The organism is Halomonas sp. H33-56, assembly GCF_040147035.1.
In the GTDB taxonomy this organism is placed as follows: Bacteria; Pseudomonadota; Gammaproteobacteria; order Pseudomonadales; family Halomonadaceae; genus Halomonas; species Halomonas litopenaei.
The window spans coordinates 3,018,591-3,038,319 of the sequence record NZ_JAMSHP010000001.1 but is presented as its reverse complement, the minus strand read 5'-3'; the positions used below and the strand labels follow the sequence as shown (position 1 = coordinate 3,038,319).

The 19,729-nt window shown below is 53.4% G+C and carries 17 protein-coding genes and 1 pseudogene; 8 read left to right on the top strand and 10 right to left on the bottom strand.

The annotated features are described in order from the left end of the window. The first annotated feature begins 218 nt into the window (after positions 1-218). Positions 219-533, top strand: coding sequence for a YrhK family protein (locus NFH98_RS12980; protein WP_124803883.1), 315 nt, complete (start codon positions 219-221; stop codon positions 531-533). Positions 534-570: 37 nt separating this feature from the next. On the opposite strand, the gene NFH98_RS12975 is transcribed toward NFH98_RS12980, so the two are convergent. The 6 genes from NFH98_RS12975 to NFH98_RS12950 all read right to left on the bottom strand — a co-directional run bounded on the left by NFH98_RS12975 (position 571) and on the right by NFH98_RS12950 (position 5,918). Continuing rightward, positions 571-834: a Txe/YoeB family addiction module toxin gene (locus tag NFH98_RS12975; protein WP_124803881.1), complete on the bottom strand. Its 264-nt coding sequence runs from the start codon at positions 832-834 to the stop codon at positions 571-573. Then, positions 831-1,073, bottom strand: coding sequence for a type II toxin-antitoxin system Phd/YefM family antitoxin (locus tag NFH98_RS12970; protein WP_124803879.1), 243 nt, complete (start codon positions 1,071-1,073; stop codon positions 831-833). Before NFH98_RS12970 ends, NFH98_RS12975 begins: the two co-directional genes overlap by 4 nt. Positions 1,074-1,261: 188 nt before the next feature. Further along, entirely contained in the window at positions 1,262-2,755 is a 1,494-nt protein-coding gene (locus NFH98_RS12965; RefSeq protein ID WP_348826719.1) for a tripartite tricarboxylate transporter permease, read from the bottom strand. A 46-nt stretch (positions 2,756-2,801) separates the two neighbouring features. Further along, positions 2,802-3,371, bottom strand: coding sequence for a tripartite tricarboxylate transporter TctB family protein (locus NFH98_RS12960; protein WP_348826718.1), 570 nt, complete (start codon positions 3,369-3,371; stop codon positions 2,802-2,804). Between the two features lie 92 nt (positions 3,372-3,463). Further along, positions 3,464-4,432 (bottom strand): Bug family tripartite tricarboxylate transporter substrate binding protein, encoded by a 969-nt coding sequence (locus tag NFH98_RS12955; protein WP_045994607.1) that lies wholly within the window; start codon positions 4,430-4,432, stop codon positions 3,464-3,466. Between the two features lie 76 nt (positions 4,433-4,508). Continuing rightward, positions 4,509-5,918, bottom strand: coding sequence for an NAD(P)H-dependent oxidoreductase (locus NFH98_RS12950; protein WP_348826717.1), 1,410 nt, complete (start codon positions 5,916-5,918; stop codon positions 4,509-4,511). 287 nt (positions 5,919-6,205) lie between these two features. Here NFH98_RS12950 and NFH98_RS12945 point away from each other — a divergent pair, with 287 nt between their 5' ends. Further along, positions 6,206-6,916 carry a GntR family transcriptional regulator gene (locus NFH98_RS12945; RefSeq protein WP_261395451.1) on the top strand — a complete coding sequence of 237 codons (711 nt, stop codon included), beginning with the start codon at positions 6,206-6,208 and terminating at the stop codon, positions 6,914-6,916. A gap of 200 nt (positions 6,917-7,116) precedes the next feature. Here NFH98_RS12945 and NFH98_RS12940 read toward each other — a convergent pair whose 3' ends face one another. Then, the gene (locus tag NFH98_RS12940) at positions 7,117-7,356 is read right to left on the bottom strand and encodes a type II toxin-antitoxin system RelE/ParE family toxin (RefSeq protein ID WP_348828136.1); all 240 of its coding nucleotides are present in this window, start codon (positions 7,354-7,356) and stop codon (positions 7,117-7,119) included. A 1,462-nt stretch (positions 7,357-8,818) separates the two neighbouring features. Here NFH98_RS12940 and NFH98_RS12935 point away from each other — a divergent pair. Then, a complete protein-coding gene (locus tag NFH98_RS12935; RefSeq protein ID WP_349622824.1) occupies positions 8,819-9,364 on the top strand; it encodes a hypothetical protein in 546 nt (181 codons plus the stop codon). A 142-nt stretch (positions 9,365-9,506) separates the two neighbouring features. Here NFH98_RS12935 and NFH98_RS12930 read toward each other — a convergent pair whose 3' ends face one another. Continuing rightward, positions 9,507-10,526 carry an IS30 family transposase gene (locus NFH98_RS12930; RefSeq protein ID WP_349622823.1) on the bottom strand — a complete coding sequence of 340 codons (1,020 nt, stop codon included), beginning with the start codon at positions 10,524-10,526 and terminating at the stop codon, positions 9,507-9,509. Between the two features lie 293 nt (positions 10,527-10,819). On the opposite strand from NFH98_RS12930, the gene NFH98_RS12920 reads away from it, so the two are divergent. The 4 genes from NFH98_RS12920 to NFH98_RS12900 all read left to right on the top strand — a co-directional run bounded on the left by NFH98_RS12920 (position 10,820) and on the right by NFH98_RS12900 (position 16,877). After that, complete coding sequence (locus NFH98_RS12920) at positions 10,820-12,472, top strand: RNA-directed DNA polymerase (RefSeq protein WP_349622822.1); 1,653 nt, start codon at positions 10,820-10,822, stop codon at positions 12,470-12,472. Beyond that, on the top strand, positions 12,450-14,021 hold the full coding sequence (locus tag NFH98_RS12915) for a DNA polymerase (RefSeq protein ID WP_349622821.1): 1,572 nt from the start codon (positions 12,450-12,452) through the stop codon (positions 14,019-14,021). Before NFH98_RS12920 ends, NFH98_RS12915 begins: the two co-directional genes overlap by 23 nt. 87 nt (positions 14,022-14,108) lie before the next feature. Continuing rightward, on the top strand, positions 14,109-14,561 hold the full coding sequence (locus NFH98_RS12910; RefSeq protein WP_349622820.1) for a hypothetical protein: 453 nt from the start codon (positions 14,109-14,111) through the stop codon (positions 14,559-14,561). 1,254 nt (positions 14,562-15,815) lie between these two features. Then, positions 15,816-16,877 carry a hypothetical protein gene (locus tag NFH98_RS12900; RefSeq protein ID WP_349622819.1) on the top strand — a complete coding sequence of 354 codons (1,062 nt, stop codon included), beginning with the start codon at positions 15,816-15,818 and terminating at the stop codon, positions 16,875-16,877. Positions 16,878-16,977: 100 nt separating this feature from the next. Here NFH98_RS12900 and NFH98_RS12895 read toward each other — a convergent pair. After that, positions 16,978-17,223, bottom strand: a pseudogene (locus NFH98_RS12895) (type II toxin-antitoxin system CcdA family antitoxin). A gap of 101 nt (positions 17,224-17,324) precedes the next feature. Here NFH98_RS12895 and NFH98_RS12890 point away from each other — a divergent pair. Beyond that, complete coding sequence (locus NFH98_RS12890) at positions 17,325-17,549, top strand: hypothetical protein (protein ID WP_349622818.1); 225 nt, start codon at positions 17,325-17,327, stop codon at positions 17,547-17,549. A gap of 99 nt (positions 17,550-17,648) precedes the next feature. On the opposite strand, the gene NFH98_RS12885 is transcribed toward NFH98_RS12890, so the two are convergent. Further along, positions 17,649-19,724 carry a carboxy terminal-processing peptidase gene (locus NFH98_RS12885; protein ID WP_349622817.1) on the bottom strand — a complete coding sequence of 692 codons (2,076 nt, stop codon included), beginning with the start codon at positions 19,722-19,724 and terminating at the stop codon, positions 17,649-17,651. Positions 19,725-19,729: the final 5 nt, after the last annotated feature.

The window sequence follows — 19,729 nt, the reverse complement described above, 5'->3', positions numbered from 1 at the left end:
CGCAGAACCAGCTCACGCACTCTTGTCATGGCATCTTGTTGGGAAGCCTCGCCGCTGGCAAATGGCCTTGTCAGGCGTCATCCTTGGCTAAATGATTGATGGCAGGCGGTCGCTGCCGACGTTGGACGTCTCGGCTGGACAGGATCGACGTTAGACGACGCGGTGACGCCTCACGCAGCCAGGCATGGCTTGGGAATTACGGTGAAAGGAGATGCAGTATGAGTGATAAATCAACCTCTCGGGAGCCGTCGAAATCTCCCACCCTGACTTTGCACATCGGTCATGAAGAGCTGGTCATTCGCCAGCGCTACGAGGTGCTCAGTATCGTCAACGACCTCTTGATCGGCACCTGGTTTATCATCGGCAGCATTCTGTTTTTCTACGAGTCGCTTGCCTATATAGGGACCTGGCTGTTTCTGATTGGCAGTATCGAGATGATGATACGGCCGCTGATTCGCCTCGCCCGGCGGGTCCATATCAAGCGCCTGCATCCGGAGGCGCCTGCCGCAGTGGATGCGGGGCATGACTATTGATAGAGAGGCATGCTGGGTGACGAGTCGTCATTTAGCTCTACTCGTAGTGCGTCCATAGTCTTAAGACTTTAATGGTCTTTTCTTCCTGTATGACCTGATAGACGAGCCTGTGTTGAATGTTGATCCTTCTGGAGTAGGCCCCTGAGAGATCTCCGACAAGCTTTTCGTAAGGGGGTGGCGTTTGATACGGGTCCATGCGAAGGATGGCCAGCAACTCTTGTGCCTTGGCCTTTAGGCCTGATGAGGCGAGCTTTTTCGCATCTTTTTGAGCTTGCCTGGTGTAGTAGATCCTCCAGCTCACCAATCGAGCTCCTGATCACACTCGGCGAGGTCGGTTTCCATTCCTTCACGAATCGATTCACGCATGCCAGGTATGGAGAGTAGGTGGAGGGTTTCGTTGATGGCGCGCCAGTCCTCTTCAGCCAGTAACACTGCATTGCCCCTTTTTCCAGTGATGACAATGGGTTGATGGCTTTCCGTCGTTTCATCAATTAGAGCGTACAGCTTCGAGCGGGCTTCTGTTGCATTCAATATGGTCATTAGTCGCCTCCATTTTTTGCTAGCGTACGCTAAGGCGTACGCAAGATCAATCTAGCCTTCTGGCGTTGTTGGCGCCCACGGGTGGTTCAGCAAAGAAAATCGCCCTCGTTGCCTGATCGGCAACGAGGGCGATGTCGTTTCTGCGTGGGGAGGATGCTGGTGGTCAGCCGGTGTGTGGCTTTATCACCTCAGCCCATCGCAGCGGCCCGGTTCCTCGCCCGCTTGCGCAGGGCAATGACGATGGTGGTGCCCAGAAGCAGCACGGCGATTGCGATCAGGCTTGCGCTGATCGGACGCGAGAAGAAGATACTGAGATCGCCCTGTGACATGGCCAGCGAGCGACGCAGTTCGCTCTCGGCGATGGGGCCGAGCACCAGGCCAAGAATGATCGAGACCAGCGGGAACTTGATCTTCTCCAAGAGGAAGCCGAGCACCCCGAAGCCAAGCATCAGCCAGACGTCGAACATCGAGTTGCGCACCGAGTAGGTACCAACGATGCAGCACATCAGGATGATCGGGCCCAGCGCCGAGTAGGGCACGTTGAGCAGTCGGGTGAACAGTTTGATGAACGGCTTGGAGAACGCCAGGATCATGAAGTTCACCACGAACAGCCCAGCGAACACCGCGTAGATCAGGTCGCTCGAGGTCAGCATGAACATCGGCCCTGGCTGCAGGCCATGCATGATAAAGGCGCCGAGGATGATCGCGGTGGTACCGCTTCCCGGAATACCGAGCGCGAACAGCGGCACCAGGGCGCCCATGGCGGCGGCGTTGTTGGCGGCCTCCGGTGCAGCGATACCCTCCGGTGCGCCCTTGCCGAACTTCTCCGGGTGCTTGGACCAGCGCACGGTCTCGCTGTAGCTGACCATGGCGGCGGTGCTGGCGCCGATGCCCGGCAGGATGCCGATGATGACGCCAAGTATCGATGAGCGCGACAGGGTCACACCGATCTTCTTCAGGATGGGGGCGTCGAAGATCTTGATCTTGACCTTGGTCAGCGGCTGTTCGGCGTCACGGCTCAGGGAGCGCTTCATCACCTCGGACACCGCAAACAGACCGACGATGACCGGAATCAGCCCGACCCCCTCGGCCAGGTTGAGGTTGTCAAAGGTATAGCGGCTGGTGCCGGTGAGCGGGTCGATGCCGATGGTGGCGATCAACAGGCCCAGGGTGGCGCCGATCAAGCCGAGGATCAGCCGGCCACCGAGGGAGGCCACCACGGTCAGGCCGAGGATGGCGAGTGCGAAGTACTCGGGGGAGGAGAACTTCAGCGCCACCGAGGCCAGCATCGGGGTGAAGATGATCAGCGCGATGGTGCCGACCAGGCCGCCCACCGCCGAGCTCAGCACGCCGATGCCCAGCGCCTTGCCGGCCTCGCCCTGCTGGGTCATGGGGTAGCCGTCGAAGGCCGTCATCACCGCCTCCGGGGTGCCCGGGGCGCGATAGAGGATGGCGGTGATCAGCCCCGAGAAGACGGTGGAGCCGTAGATGGCGGTCAGCAGCATGAACGCCTGGGTGGGCTCCATGCCGTAGGTGACCGGCAGCAGGATGACCACCAGGATCACGCCGCTGATGCCCGGCAGCGCGCCACCGATAAAGCCGATGAACACGGCCGAGGTCAGGATCAACAGGTTCATGGGCTGGAAGACCACGCCTAGCCCACTGAGAAAACTCTCCAGCATCGTCAGCTCCCGCGAAATACTGGTGGAAAATCGTACCGGCTGGGTGTCATGGCAAGGGGATGCCCAGCAGGGTGGAGAACACGCCCTGGATCAGCGCAACGGCGATGACCACGGTGGCAAGCAGGGCCGCCCAGTGGCGCGCGCCAAGCAGCAGGGTGCAGGCCAGGGTGAAGATCACGGTGGCCAGCAAAAAACCGATGGCCGGCATCAGCAGGGTGTAGGCAACGGTGGTGCCCATCAGCCACCAGTGGCGGTTGGCGGCAAGAAACCCAGGGTCAAGAGCAACGCCAGCGGCTTCGGTGGTGCTGTCGGTGACGTTGTCGGTGGCGCTGTCCTGGCCGGCGTCAGCCTGTTGGCCGGGTTCAGTCGCTGGGGCTTTCTCCATCGAAGCCTTGGCCTCGGCGTCGCTGGCACGCTCCTTGGCCTGGCTCATGCGGGTGGAGACCAGCAGGGTCGCCGACAGCACGATCAGCAGGAGCAACAGCGACAGCGGCCACAGGCGCGGGCCGATAAAGGTCGAGACGTCCTCGGAGCTCGGGAAATCAAGCGTCGGCACCAGGGTGACGGCGGCCAGTACCAGCAGCAGGACGGCAAAGACGGTGAACTTGGTATGCATGGTGAGGCTCGGTTCACGGCGGGCCAGCGGGAGCGAGTCCCGTCAGCGCAAGGTGAGGGGCCGGGTAGTACCCGGCCCGCCAGTCCACGGGATCAGGTGTTTTCCAGAAGCCGCGTGTAGAGTTCCAGGTTTTGCTCGAGCTTCTCGCGGTAGTCGTCGCTACCCAGCCAGCCCTCGCGGTAGTGCAGGTTCACCCGCTCTTCGTACTCCTGGTAGGTCTCGGAGTCGTAGACGCTCTTCAGCGTGGACTCGAGCTTCTCGACGATGGCGTCCGGGGTGTCGGCGTGGACGAAGATGCCACGCTCGTTGCCGTCGGTCAGGTCCCAGCCGTTCTCGACGGTGGTGGGGATGTCCGGGAAGTTCTCCAGACGCTCCTCGGCGAACACCAGGATCGGCATCATCTCGCCGGATTCCATATAGCTCAGCACCGAGCTGATCTCGCCGAACAGGCCATCGATGTTGCCGCCCATGACGTTGGCGGCGACGCTGCCTTCCTCGTCGTAGGGAATGAAGCTGATGTCCAGGCCGGTGGCGTCACGGAACGACAGGAAGGCCATGCGGTCGGGGCTGGCCGCGTGGGTGCCGCCGATGATGACCTGACCCGGGTTGGCCTTGGCGTGCTCCATGAAGGCGTCGAAGTCGGCGTACTTGTCCGGATCGACGATCAGCGTCATCACGTCGGACTGCATACGCGCCACCGGGGTGAGCTGGTCGAGGCCGGTGGGGTTCTGGCCGGCGGCAAGCGAGGTGACCAGGGTCGAGGAGGCGAAGTCCAGGGTGTGGCCGTCGGCGTCGCCGTTGGCGGTACGCTGGTGGGCCAGGGCGCCGGAGGCGGACGGCAGGTTGACCACCGTCACGCGGGTGTCCATGGCCTCTTCAAGCAGCGGCTTGATGGTGCGCGCAAAGTTATCGGTGCCGCCACCGGCGCCGGCGGCGACCAGGAACTGCAGCGGCTTGGAGGGGAAGTCGGCCGCCTCGTCGGCGGACAGCGCGGCGGGGCTCGCAACGACGAGCGACAGGCCGAGGGCGCTGGCGGTGATGATCGCGTTTCGGGTGATCATGGCGTTCTCCTGGGGGTGGTTGTTGTGGTTTAGCATGGGCATCTGCCCAGTGGTTGCCAGGTGGCCTGACATGACGTCAGGCCGGTTCGGAGGAAGATTCGGCGGTGGAGAAGAACATCGCGTCCTGCTCGCGGCGAAGGTGGAGCAAGGTGGAGTCGGGCAGCTGCACGTCGGCCACGCTGATCAACTCGCCGGCGGCCACATCGCGCTTGAGGACGGCGCCGGGCAGCAGATAGAAGGGCACCGGGGTGGCATCGAGTAGCGCAGCGGCGGGGTGCACCTCGGGCTGAAGGCCTGCGATGTGGCGATGGTGGCCCTTCATCTCGAGCTCCTGCCCCTTGCTGAGTGACACCGTTGCCCGGGCGACCAGGTCAACCGCCGGGCGGGTAGCCTGGCCGCCGCCGGAGGGCAGGCCCTTGAGCACGGCGTCGAGCAGCGAGATCGGCGCTTCCAGGCCCAGCAGGTGGCGCGGCAGGTAGACCATGGCGCTTTTCTTGCTGCGACTCAGGATATGGCCCTTGCCGTCCAGCACCTCCCAGGCGTGTGCATCCTCGCAGCGCACCACCACGAAGACACCACCTGCGAAGCTCAGCTCGTCCGGGCGGCGCAGACAGTTGAACACCTCCAGACGCCCCGTGCCGGAGAGCACGCCGCCGTTGCCTTCCAGATCCAGCAGGGTCGGCACCTCATGGGTACGCAGCACCAGGGCGTGGAAGGCAGGGTGGTCGGGGGTGAGGCCGGTGGCGTTGGCGACATTGGTCATCTCGCACAGGTCCGGTGCGGAGATCTGCGGAATGGCGCTCAAGTGCTCGCCACGGGCGCGCACCACGCTGCGCTCGTCGCCCTCGGGCAGCGTCCACAGCTCGGCCATGTCCGGGGCGTCGAAGCGGGTGCCGTTGCACCAGATCGCCTGATCCGCCTCGTCCCAGACAAAGTCGTATTCGCTGCTCTTGCCGGCGGCGATGATCTCGAAGCCCAGTGTCTGGGCCCAGGTCACCAGGCCGATCAACAGACTCGGTTGATCACCGTCCAGCGGAGTAAACAGGCGACCATGGCGGTTACCGAGGCGGGTCAGGTAGGGACCGACCACCGATTCGGTTTCCTTGGTGGCGATGCCGACGTGCTTGCCGGCCTTGAGTGCACTGGCCGCGTGGGTGGCACCGGCGTTTGGTATACCAGTACTTTCCACCAGGATGTCGAAATCCAGGTGTTTGACCACTTCGAGATCGCCACAGGCGACAAACTTGCCCGCCTGCCAGGCGTCGCTTGCCTCGTCCTGCGTTTGGCATACCGCAATCTGCGAGGCCGGAATGCCGGCCTTCTCGAACGCCTGGGCGGCCGTCTCGGCGCTAATGTCCACCGCGATACGCGCGTTCATGCCAGGCATCTGCTGGGCCTGACGGAGGATGCCGCGACCGAAATCGCCAGCGCCCGCGACGCATGCCTCGACGGTGGTGGCGGTATCAAAGTGGTGAAGGTAATTCATGGTCGTAGAGCGTCTCCGTGCTGGCCTGGCCCACCGCTGGCGCGTTGCCGGGGGCTGCCTGAGCGGGTTGAAGGCCTCGGTCTGGAAGGATCGGGCGGGATCAAGATGCAGAGAAATGTAGTGGTATACCATTTTGATGGTCAAACGATTGGGGCATAGACCTTGGTCGAATATGTCGAAAGATGCGCGTTATATCGTTGAATAACAACAAATAAATGCAGTGAGACAAACCGCGCAAATGTTTGCCCGTCAAAAAACGGTATGCCATTCTTTAGGTATCGAAGACCATGACGGCAATAACGATGGACGAAGCGGCAGTGGACGCACGCGAAGGACTGGTGGAGAAGGTCGCCAACTACCTGCGTGAACATATCGTGATGGATCACTTCCAGCCCGGGCAGCGGCTGCCCGAGCGCAAGCTGGCCGAAGAACTGGACGTCTCGCGCACCCCCATGCGCGAGGCGTTCAAGATCCTCGCAGCAGAAGGCTTGGTGGTCATCTCCCCACGCCGGGGTGCGGTGGTCGCCGACGTCAGCCCCCAGGACGTACAGGAAAAGGCCTACGTGCTGAGCGTACTGGAGCAGTCCGCCGCGGAGCTCTGCTGCGCCAATGCCAGCGACGACGACATCGCCGAGCTACAGGCGTTGCACTTCGAGATGAAGGCCGCCTTCCTGCGCCGCGACCGCCAGAACTACTTTCGCCTGAACCAGGCGATCCACAACCGCATCGTCTCGCTCTCCGGCAACAACTCCCTGATCGAGATCCACGCCACCCTGAGCCGACAGCTCTACCGAGTGCGCTACCTTTCCAACCTGAAAAACGAGAAGTGGTCCGTGGCCATGGACGAGCACGAAGCCATCATGGCCGCCCTGGAAGCCCGCGACGGCAAGCAGGTCGGCAACGAACTGCGCAACCACCTCGGCAAGACCTGGATGAAGTACGCCAACCCCGCGGCCGAGGACCAACCCCTCGCCGATGTCGACACCGAGAGCGGCTAGTAGGTGAGCCAGGTGCGGCAGGCGACGCCGGCCAGCCAAGGGCGTGATAGCGAGACACTGATGGGCAGGATGCAGAGCAGGTGAGGTAATGACGCTTAACGGATATCGAGCGAAGGGGTGGGGCCGGCTGACTCCGTCCATCAGACGAGCCAAGAAGCTACGTCCGCTTCGAGCCTTTGCGGTCAGAGAGTGATTAGCCGTCAATCGGCGGGCGGGAATTGCTGCTTTTGGTGAAGGACCCGCACGATCCGGATATCTGAGCCTGCCAACTGATAGGAGATCAGAAGCGATACTTCCGGAAGGATTAGCAAGCGACCAGGAATACCTTGGCGCTCTACGCCGAGTAGCGGTTGCAGCATCAGCAGTTCTGCCCTTTCCTCGATCAGGCCATCAGTCCGTTCGGCGACCACAGGATTGAACTGGTAGAGGAAGTCGAAAATGGCTTCACGCCTTGTCAGACCCTCTTCTTCCCTTGGAATCGCCGATTACCGGGGCAAGGTCACGGGCGCGGATCCGTGACTTTCGTTCTGCCATCCGGGATTTTGCGGTTTCATGATCGACAAAGGTCGCTGCACCGGCTTCGAGTCTGTCAAATGCTCGCTTGACCTGAAGCGATAACCAGTCATGGTGTGACGTTGCTTGGCGCTGTTGCTTGGCGCTGTTGCTTGGCGCTGTTGCTTGGCGCTGTTGCTTGGCGCTGTTGCTCGGCGAGTTGTTCTGCCAATTCCCTGCAGGCGCCACTGAGCGTACGCCCCTGGCTCTCTGCCATCTGCTGGGCTAGGCGCTTAGTCTCTTGATCGATACGAAACTGTATACGGGTATCCATCTGAAGCCTCGCAGCTCATTCTGACGTATTCACGTATATTGGCTCGTTTTGGTGCTCAGTATGGCAACCCAGGACCGCTTGCCGCGCTGGGCGTGAATACGCTTCCTGGTAGCGATACCTCGAAACGTTGCCTCACAGACGCACGGAGCCGTTCCGGTCAATGGCGGCAAGGTTCTGTGGTGGATCAAAAACGCATCGCGGTTACCTAGCGCCGAGCTGAACAAGCTATACCACCCATCCGCCATATGCGAGTGATCGCTTGCTCGCGCGGGCTGGGGCAGTCCTATCAGCTTCAAATCTCTATCCCCGAATTTTATTCGAGCAAGTGCGTTCAAAAAGCAGTTTCCGAAATTCAACAGTTTGTAAGACTTAAGCCAAAAAACGCGTAAATTCGTTCCCATTCCGCACATCTTTTGTCTATTCTGCTGCTAATGGCCAATGCCAAGCAATAAACAGTGCCGCTACGAGCACGAAAACAACGATCATGCGCCGGGATAGGAAAGCCGACTATGGCCAAGGGATGACCAGCCAACGCTAATCTGACGTTCAATGCAGGCTACTTGCCGCCTGTATGGCAGCGTGCTGCCGTTTCGGTTACCCGCCCTCAATTCCTTCCGTACTCGTGATCGCACAGCGGCCTTCGTCGCGCTGGGTGGTCATGTCGTGTGGCCGCTGGGGCGGTAGCGTGCCTGTTCGGTAGTTCATAGGTGAAGGGCAGGTGTGCCTTTCGACTGGCAATATGCCTGCGCAGTTTCACTGGGTGAAGTATTCATCTGTGTATATGAAACCTGGCATAGGATTTAAAGGCGCGCTCGAAGTGATGTATCTGAGCGCGTGTTTATTGCGCACAGGCGCTTTAAAGTTACGGTCAATCAATGGCTTTGCAATCGCTGAAGAGCGATTTTTAGCATACGCGCTTTGAACATGAGCATGCACGTTTTATCACGGATTACTCCGCCGTAAAGGGAAAAGGTTACAGTAGAATTAAAAGGTATAGGCTGCAACCTAGACCGGTTTGTGAGGAAGAAAATGAGCATACCGTTGAATAAAAATGTTATAAATATTTAGGAGTTTTAATGAGAACCTTCAGCAAGGAAGAGAAAGCCATTCTTAGTAAGTTAGTTAAATCAAAGAAACTTCGAGACGAAGGTATGATTTTGCTAAATTCATTTTTTGAAGACGAATTTTTTGGTCACACCAGCAATAAAAGCATTTTGGCTGACCCGGCAGCAGGTAAAACATACGTATCAGTAGACTCGCTTGATAAAAAAGTTTGTAGAAATGGGCTAATAGAGACAGTAACTCTAGTTCAGCTATTAACGGAATTAGAAGAAAATGGTTACGTTTCTTTCGTAGGTAGTGCCAATTCTAAAAAAATAGCGATAGGTAACCAGCACAGTAATGGAACCACTGTCGAGCTTCCTTCATCTTTAAGTAGATTCGTAAATACAAAAATAGGCAATTTTATATTGCCAAGTGCTTCTTTGAAGGAGCTCGTTGACAATAAATTCAAATCTGAAGATCAAAGGCGACATGGTCAGGCTATGTGGGTTGCTGGCATTGCTTTGATAACATCCATCGCATTTGGGGTTTGGGGTATTGTTAAAGATCTAACCAAATAATATCTATAACAAAGCATTTAAGAGTGATTCGTAACGCTTGGCAGTTTCGCTTCGCTCAAGTATAGCCAAGCGCTGCTCACACCTTAATGCGGCGTTATGTGTATGCGAGGTATAGGGGCGGTCTCAACCTACAAGCGCAACACTATTGGAGTGCCGGAGATCGGGGCACTGATTTCTGGAGAACCTCCGCGTATACCTCCAGAGGCGTCTTGGCGTTCAACGTCTCTCTAGGCCTGGTATTGAGTGAGTCTGCGATCTCATCGAGCTCCTCCTGGGTGTAGGTCGATAGGTCCGTTCCTTTGGGCAGATACTGTCGAAGCAGACCATTGGTATTCTCGTTAGACCCACGTTGCCACGGGCTGTGTGGATCGGCGAAGTAGATGGCTGTCCCGGTACGTTGGGTTATTTCGGCATGCTTGACCATCTCGCTCCCTTGGTCGTAGGTCATCGACAGCCGTAGTGAGCGTGGAACACGGTTCAATTTGTCACTAAAGCCGACCATCGCATCCGTCGCGGTCGTACCATCCATTTTCACCAGGATGACGAAGCGTGTCGTGCGCTCAACCAACGTGCCTACGGCAGAACGGTTGCTGGCCCCCATGATGAGGTCGCCTTCCCAATGCCCGGGCATCAACCGATCTTCGATCTCAGGCGGCCGGAGATGAATACTGACCAAGTCAGGAATTTGGCGGCGACGATCCTTGCCATGACTGCGTGGACGCCGCTTTCCCTTCCCCTGCCGAAGGCAAGCAATGAGCTCTTTTTTCAGCGAGCCTCGGGGCATCACATAGAGCGCGTTGTAGATGGCCTCGTGGGAGACCTGACGTGTAGGGTCATTTGGATACATGCGCTTCAGTGTGATGGCTATCTGCCTAGGAGACCAGTACTTGCGCAACAGGTAGGTCACCAGATCGAAGAGAGGCGTACCAAGGCGCAACTTAGATTGTCGTCGTGCTCGATGTCGCGTCAGCGTGGCCCTGAAACCCGCCAGACTGGCGTCATAGCCAGCATGAGAAGGTATCGCATGCCGAGCCAGTTCTCGAGAAATCGTGCTGGCAGCTCTCCCAAGGAACTTGGCGATGGAGCGTATCGAGTGACCTTCACGCATCAGCATGATGGTGGCACGTTCTTCAGCAGTAAGGTGGTGGTAGCAATGAGTCATAGCGATAGCGTACCTGATCGATCAGGTGTTGCACTTGCTCATTGAGACCGCCCGCTGTTTCGGCTGGATCAAAGAGCTACGCCGTGTTTGCACCCTCTACGACAAGTTGCCCAGCAGCTTCAAGGCAATGGTATGCCTAGCCTGCAAAGATCGCTGCTTACGCGCAGACTTTTTAAGAAACAATCCAGGCAGGATCGTGCAGAAGCGAAATGAGCATTCCATTGAATAGTAATACTATATTTCAATGGGTTGTTATGCTTTGGTGCTTTATCTATAAAAGTTGTAGGTGTTCTGTGACACATGATATCGAAAAAAATCTGCTAGCGTTTCCAATCAATATACGAGCTACACTAAAGCATCTCCGTCAAGATATGCGGGATGACTGGTTCTATGATGCTGTGCGGTATGAGGATCTTCTATCAAATAGGAGGAGTCTTCATGAAATTATTACGCAAAATCTTGAAATAAATCATGGCGAGTACAAGTCCGGGCATAAGGCTATATATGATGTTCCAAAAAGAGCTCTAGGACTAAGGTACACATTGGAATTAGACTTTTATGATAGGTTTTTATATCAGGCGATTTGTAGCTACCTAATTCCTTATTTTGATCCACTCTTATCAAATCGAGTGTTCAGTCATCGATACAATAAGTATGGTAAAGAGAAGTATATTTTCAAGCATAGAATCGAACTTTGGAATTCGTTCGAGAATATTAGCCATCTTGCGATAGTCGATGATAAAACACTTTTAGTGACTGATCTTCTCAACTATTTTGAACAAATATCGATAGACGCTATTGAGGAAGCGTTTGTTGAAATGATATCCGACATTCAAGCAAGTGGTGCAGATAAAAACAAGATTCGAAGTGCAGTAAGTACGCTAAGAATGTTGCTCGAAAAGTGGTGTTACAGTGAGAGGCATGGTTTACCACAGAACCGAGATGCATCTTCATTTATTGCGAATGTAGTACTAGATGCCGTTGACAAAAGCATGGTTGAAAAGGGGTATGATTACTTTCGCTATGTCGATGATATTAGAATAATATGTTCTGGCGAGCATCAAGCCAAAAGGGCACTCAATGATCTTATTTTTGAATTAAGAAAACTTGGACTGAATATAAATTCAAAGAAAACAGTAATACTTGACAAGTATAGTGAAAATATCCAAGAGTTCTTTCCAAGTTCGGATGATACTATGACTCTCATAGATACAATGTGGAGATCTAGGAGTAGGAAAGTGATCGCTCGATCGATACCATTGTTATTTGATTTTTTGAAAGAACAACTAGATGAGGGGGAAACACAGAGTCGCCCTTTCCGTTACTGCATAAATCGATTTAAGACATTGATTTCCTCGAACCTTTTTGATTCTAAATCAATTTTGGCATGTGAGATTGCGGACGCTCTAATTCGTGAATTTGATAGGCAGCCAGTATCTACTGATCAGTTTTGTAAGTTGCTGATGGATTTGGACTTGTCTAGTGCTCAAAATCAATCAATTGCAAATTTCGTTATGAACAAAGATGTCGCTATACATGGCTGGCAAAATTATCACATTATTCTACTACTTGCATATAAGAGGTTCGAATCTAGCAACCTAGTGAAGCACTGTAAATTTCTGATTAGACATGATGTTAATTGCCCTGAGGTCGCCGCGTGTTTTATATACCTCGCTGCCATTGGGCTTGAAGGTGAAGTTGAAGAATTCATCAAGGATTTTGATGGAACGTGGCCTTATCAGCACCAAAGGTGCTTTTTAATTGCGCTTCAGAACACGCCAAAGGAAAAACTGAAGCCCATGTTCGGTAAGGTCGGATATCGTCTACGTGGGACTGTAGCTAGACTACAGGAAAATAAGAATTTTCGAGGAGATACGGTGTATTTAAGGGAGTTCAACACTACACTTATCGATGAAATATATGATGAGCTATCGCCGTATGAGTAAGGGAAGAATTGTATATTTCACGTACCAGAAAGATTTTTCTGAAAGAGGAAGGGATCGATATTTTATATATGATGGTGAAGCATTCGCCGAAGTTTCCTCAAGAGATGTTGTTGAACTTGATTGCTTCGTTGTGACTCATGACTTCTGGTTGATTTCCAGTTCTTTGTTTAAAAAACATAGAAGTTTGCCATCAAAAGTTATTGATGTCGTTCTACTGTCAAAGATAGCGATTGGAGTTAAAGCTGTAGCCGGTGAAGTTCAACCGTGGGACGTATCCAATACTATCAAACCACTATTCCAAGTTGCCGGTGACTTTGATAGTTATATAGACATGTATTATCAGCGTAAAGAGTTGGTTAATGAAGTATACATGCTTTTTTCTCATAAGCTAGCAGAGTACTTTGAAAAGGTATCAGTTGTGGCGTCAAATTCAGGAGAAATAGGAAGGTTCTATAGTTTGGAGCTTCCTATTTTTAACAAGCTAACGCTTTCAGCATGCAGAGGTGTTCGAGTAGACAATAGAATCGTTCGAGAGCACAAAGCCAATCTTAAGTTGGATTTCTATCGACAGCTTAAGTTTTTCGCTGAGAAGCACCAGGTGCTTTACGAACTTCCCAGTGAAGGTGATTTAAGAGAGAAATTGGTTAAGCTAGGGTATAACGTAAAAGATTATAGCCTTGAGTTTTTACTTGATTTTTTACCTTCTCGTGATGGCTACTCTGATGACCTACGAAGTCTTCGGAAAACTAATAAAACATATAGGGTTTTTAATTCTATTTCATCTAGTGACAATCGATTGAGACCGATAGTTGAATCACACTGGACTTCAACATCGAGAATATACCACAAGTCACCTAACCTCCAGAACATATCTAAAAAATATCGTAATATATTTATCCCCGATGAAGGGATGTCGCTTTGTTATGTAGATTATGACCAGTTTGAAGTTGGCATTATGGCCGCCATTTCATCAGATACAGTAATGAAGAATATATATGAAAGTGGAGATGCCTATAACGATCTTGCTGTTCATTTGTTTAATGATAAAGCAATGAGAAAAACTGCTAAAACACTGTTTCTTTCTTATGTGTATGGGATGTCGCTAGAAAATATAGTCGGCTCTGTTGATGAGTTGGAAGGAAATACGAAAAATGCGCGCGAATATTTCTCTAGCTTTTCTGTATTTGAAGCTTGGAAAAAAACGATTAATGATGAGTTCTTGAAAAATGGAAAAATTTCTACTATATCAGCTAATTATTTAAACAGATGCACAGATACTGAGCTAACTGACAAGGAGAAAAGGACCTCAGTCAATCATGTTATTCAAGGCACAGCAACATATATTTTCAAGAGAGCTCTGTTAGAACTTTCTGAACTTGATGGAGTGCAAATACTAATACCAATGCATGATGCTGTATTATTTCAGCATACAAACCAAGTTGAAGCTGATTCAGTTGTAAAGATCTTTGAAGAGGTAATGACTAGGGAACTCTCCGGAAAGGTAATAGGAAAAGCGTCGATAGAGCCTTTTTATAAGATTAGTGTTTAGGTTGATGATATGATAATTGGATGTTATCGGAAAGATTTTTCGCTGCGATCAAAGCCTTCCTAAAATTCGTGTGTTAAGGTGTGTAACGTGAATCAGAAACTTGAAAGTACTTTGGTGGGTGTTGCTGGTGAGTACTTTGTAGCCGCAGAGCTCTCCGCACGGGGGAATATTGCCTCTATATCGCTAAGAAATAGTCGTGGTATCGACATAATTGCGAGCGATTCCAATGCTAATAATACAGTAACCATCCAAGTAAAAACAAATAGTAGTGGAAAGTCCTCATGGATACTTAGCAAAAAGTCTGAATCCTTTGTGTCGGAATCTCACTTTTATATTTTTGTGCGACTGCATGATTTGGGTAATAGACCTACTTTTCATATAGTCCCTAGTGAATATGTGGCGAGGTGTATCACTGAAGGTCATGCGAACTGGCTCATGGGTAAAAAGCGTGATGGTAGCGAGCGAAAAGATTCCAACATGAGGAAATTCGAGGATCCTTTAAGTGTATATAAAGAGAGATGGGACCTTCTTGCTCTATGACTACTTGGTAGTCGTAGGGAGTTATAAAGATTTTCCGTTGCGGCTACGCTTCCACTATATAGAGCAGCTCATGCTGGCCACGTTAGATACCTATATCGATCGCTAAAGTACTAAAATTGGGTAGTCGAGTGTGCGGATATTCTTATCTCGAATGTACTATAGAACTGATGGCTTTTTTGAACGCTAGGTGTATGGTTTGATGTGAATCCCCTTCGTCGGACCACCAGACAGGTCATCTAAGCCCGAATCAGTATGTCATTGGGGTCAGGCCGGGTGTGCCAGTGATTGATAGAAGTAGACGTTATGTGGAGTCGCATAATCAAAACCTTAGTGAGGCCGTTCAGCGTATTAGAAGCAGTATTGCGTCAACTCCTTGCGCAGTTGCTTTCCGTCGGAGAATGCGTGCAGATAGATACTCTCGTACTTTAGGCCGCGCCAAAGTCGCTCAATGAAAATATTGCCCTGATAGCCGACCTTGGCGTCCATGCTGATCTTTATACGATGTTCCTTCAATACGACGGTGAAAACTTTGGGGTGAACTGACACCCTTGATCAGTATTGAATATCTCCCATGCTCCACGACGCTCTGAACTGCTCCCCCTCCAGAGTTTGCAGGTATAGTGCAGCCACAAGGAGGAAGCGATGAGCAACGCACCTATAGTCAAACGCTGGACTTAGAGGCGCAAACCTGCTGTCGTCATGGATATCTTCAAAGGCGAGACCTTTATCGCTAAAGTGGCTCGCCAGCACGGCCACATCGTTTAGCAGATCGAAGAGGCCTTGCGCAGCATGGAAAACAGGTTCCAGGCCCGTCCCCATGACATTCGCGAGCAATATGTTTCCGGTCTGCGGGAGACCAAGGAGTCGCTGAGCTTGGCCTACCTGTCATCGCCGCAGATATAAGTCAAATCATAAAAATGGATTATCAGCCCGACCCGTTGACCGTCCTTTGTTGGTGACTAAACTTGTTAGTGTCGCGCTATGCTAAGCCGCTAGGGCATCCCTGATGCAAATCAACTTCACCGGTGAGGCACGCACCTCGTGGGCATCGCTTTTTATTTTCGTTATTTCGAATCTACTGTTCGTCGTCGCCTGACCCGTGAGGTGGCACCGCGAGCACCCTGAAGGTTAGCCACGCGGAGTTTAAGGGAACAATATTTAATTAAACGCAATGGTTTAATTTTTGATTTCTAATGTTTGTTACACTGTTTTTTCAAAGTTTTATTTAAAAATCGGTTATTTAGTGTATTGGTAATGCGGTTTTTATTGATTTTCTATTATTGTTTTTTTGATTTATTTTTAAATTTTCAGGGGTTGTTTGTAATGGGTAATAAAATAGATTTTATCTACATTGTCGAAAGCGAATCTCAAATTCCCCCAGCCTCAAGATTTAATATACATAAAGAAACGTATACTAGCAATTTCACTATGGCTGGGGCTGAAGATCGTGAAAGCTCGATAAGTTATTTGAAGAGGATTAGCGCGTCAAAGAAGACCTCTTTGCTTATCGCTGCTGCGTCCTTTTACTCTGGTCCCTTAAGTCTTCTTACCATGGGGGTGTCTTCCATAGCGCTATCAAATCTCTTTTCTATGCCACCAGAAAGCAAAGAAGATAGTGTTAAAATGGAAGTTGCAGAAAAGGAGGTTTATGATTTTCTTGTCAACCATGCAATAACTGCCGATATGGCAAGTAGCTTAAGTTTCAATTTCCCGCCGGGGCATCCTAGAGTGGGCTGTAGCTATAGACTACATCCACTGGCCAATTGTGGGATCAAGGAAAAAAGAGAGCTATATATACCTGAGGAAAAGTTTGACGAAATACTTTTTGAAGAACGAGAGGCAGAACTTATTAGGTTGCTTGTTAATTTGGGGGCTACCAGTATAGCGATTAGCGAGCAAGACGATCTCGATGCTAGTTTAAGTCTTGGTGTTGATACTGTAGTAGGTAGCCGTGCTTTTGGAGCGAACGCCTCGGTTAATCATGAAAGCTCTAATATTATGATGGGCGGGCGTCAGCGAGAATTTGTTTTAAATCCTTTGAAAAATAAAAATCCAAGGCGTATTTGTCATGAGGAATATTCGTGGGTAAGTTTTGAGCCGAGTTGGCAGTCGATTATATTTTCTAGAGAGGTTGGGAGGTGCACGAAGGCATCATTAATTTTGAAGGAGAAGACGGTTTTTTCTAATAAAAAAACCGGATCAGTTGGCTTCGATGGTAAATTAGCAGATGCTTCGATAGATGGGAGATTGGAAAAGAGGCATCTAGTCAGAAAAAACTATGTCATTGAAGTTTCTTTTTATGATCAGGACTCGTGATGTATACCCTATAGAGCCGTGTCAGTCTATATGTCCAGAAAGTAAGGGTACACCCTTTTCGTCGACGCGCTGGGGTTAGCGTACACGTCGAACTGGGGCATTAGAATGTCCTGTACTCTCCGGCGAAGCAGCCATGTTCAGCGATAGTATCGTTGTAAGCTCTGATAGCGTTGCTGTTGGCCCTCTGCCATTATTCTGCTGCGCTTTCGGCGAGCTTTGCTTCCAGTGCTGTCTCTAGCTTGGCTGAGAGGTTGACATTAATACTCCTGGCCCTTTTTAGCAAGTCACTGTTTATGCTGAGATTTTTGGCTTGTTTGGGAGCGTTCTGATCGTATCGTGTTTGCATCATCGTCACTCTGATTTTCGCTTTTATTTCCACTATGCGTAGCCGTCTGCGCATTGGCAACAATGTTGACAGCTGCGGCTGACAAACAAGGCGGGATGAAGGTGAGAATCCTACTCTGGTGTATTGCGGTGCTGTTGCTCGTGTTGATGCTGCTGAGCGGTGCGGGGTTCTTGCACGGCTCGATGGAGCTGTTTCCGACTGAAGAGCAGCAGCGCCAGGTTCGCTGGGTCTATGGGGCGGCGTTTGTGGGCTTCGCCTTGCTTGAACTCCTGGTCGCGATGGGGCTTTTGAGGGAGAGAAGAGTGAGAAGGACTGGTCGTCGCTAGGGTGACGATGACTGAGTTCAGACCACTTCAATAAAAAAAGCCGGGGCTCGATGCCCCGGCTTTTTCGTTTAGCTTGCGGCTACTCGTTTCTTTCGCCGCTTAGCCTTTTACCGCGTACTGCCAGCTCGGGCCGAGTTCGGCGAAGTCGAGTAGGATTTCCGCTGACTCCTCGACCTCGGCGCGGTCGACGGGCTGTTCCTCTTCGGTCTCTTCGTCGGCGAGGTCGGTGTCGTCGCCGCTTTCACGGGCGTCACCCCATTCCTCGAGGATGTCGAGGCCGAGGGCTTCTCGGCGCTCGTTTTCGAGAGCCAGCATTTCGGCGTCCTGGGCGTCGGCTTCACGCTGACGCTGCTCGCGGTTCAGGCTGACGCTGGTGTGCTGCTCGCGCAGGCGGCTCGCTAGCTCTGCCCGCTGTTCCAGGTAGTGGAAGTTGGGGTGCTCGTCGGCACGCTGCTGGTGGCGGACGCGCAGGTCCTTCAGGTACTGGCGCGGGGTGCCGTAGCTGCGGTACTGGACGTCACGCACGGTGTCCCAGGGCAGGGCGTTGTCCAGCGCGCTCTCGCCGATGATCTCGGGGTCGAGCAGGCTCGGGTACATGATGTCCGGCTTCACGCCGCGGTTCTGGGTGCTCTCGCCAGAGATGCGGTAGAACTTGGCGCGGGTCAGCTTGATCTGGCCGTAGCTCAGGTCGTTGAGGGTCTGCACCGTGCCCTTGCCGAAGGTGTTGGAGCCGACGATCAGGCCGCGGCCATAGTCCTGGATGGCACCGGCGAAGATCTCCGAGGCCGAGGCGGACAGGCGGTTGACCAGCACCACCAGCGGGCCGTCATACAGGGTGCCGCTGTCGGTGTCGCCGTACAGGCTGATGCGGCCACGGGCGTCACGTACCTGCACGGTGGGGCCACGGTCGATGAACAGGCCGATCATCGAGTTGGCTTCCTGCAGCGCGCCGCCGCCGTTGTTGCGCAGGTCCAGCACGATGCCCTCGACGCCTTCGGCCTTGAGCTTCTCGACCTCGGCGGCAACGTCACGGGTGGTGGAGCGGTAGTTTTCCTCGCCGGCCTGCCAGGCGTCGAAGTCGACATAGAAGGCGGGCACCTCGATCACGCCGACCTTGTGCACGCCGTCTTCGCGCTGGATCTCGATGACTTCGCTGCTGGCCGCCTGATCCTCGAGCTTGACGGTGTCACGGGTAATGTCGACCACGGTGGAGCGGGTCATGTCCACGGCTTCACCGGGCACTACCTCGAGGCGCACCTCGGAGCCCTTGGGCCCACGAATCAGTTCGACCACGTCGTCCAGGCGCATGCCGACCACGTTGACGATGTCTTCGCCTTCCTGGCCGACGCCGATGATGCGGTCGGCGGGCTTGAGCGCGCCGTCCTTCTCGGCTGGGCCACCGGGCACCAGGCTCGCGACCTTGACGTACTCGCCGTCGGCCTGGAGCAGGGCACCGATGCCTTCGAGCGAGAGACGCATCTGGATGTCGAAGGACTCGCCCTGGCGCGGCGACAGGTATTCGGTGTGGGGGTCCACGGTACCGGTGGCCGCGGCCATGATCAGCCCGAACACGTCCTCGGCGTTGGTCTGCTCGAGGCGATGCTTCTGGGTCTCGTAGCGCTCGCGCAGGGTGTCGATGACCTCGTCGTCTTCCTGGCCGCTGATCGACAGCGTCAGGGCGGCGTTGGCCAGGCGCTTGCGCCACACGTCGTCGAGGCTCGCCTGGGAGGCGGCCCAGGCGGCGTCCTCGCGGTCGAGTTCGAGGCGGCCTTCGCCGTTGAAGCTCATGTCGAGGTGGTTGATCTCGTCGAGCATCCACTCAAGGCGCGCCTCGGCACGATCGTGGTAGCGCTCGTAGAGGTCGTAGGCCCGCTCCAGGGAGCCTTCGAGCATTGCCTCGTCCATGCCGGTACGCAGATCAGCGAACTCATCCACGTCGTCCTGCACGAAGTAGGCACGCTGGCCGTCCAGCACGTCCAGATAACGCTGGAAGGCGCGGTTGGACCATTGGTCGTCCAGCCTCACGTCCGCGTAGTGGCCGTAGCGTAGTGATTCGGCCACCTCCATGGCCGCCTGACGCTGGTCGTCGCCGGGCGTGGGAGTAGCCAGCGCCGTAGGGGCCGCGATCAGCAGGGACAGCGCCAGGGCGCGACCCGCAGACTCAATCAGGCTCATCAATG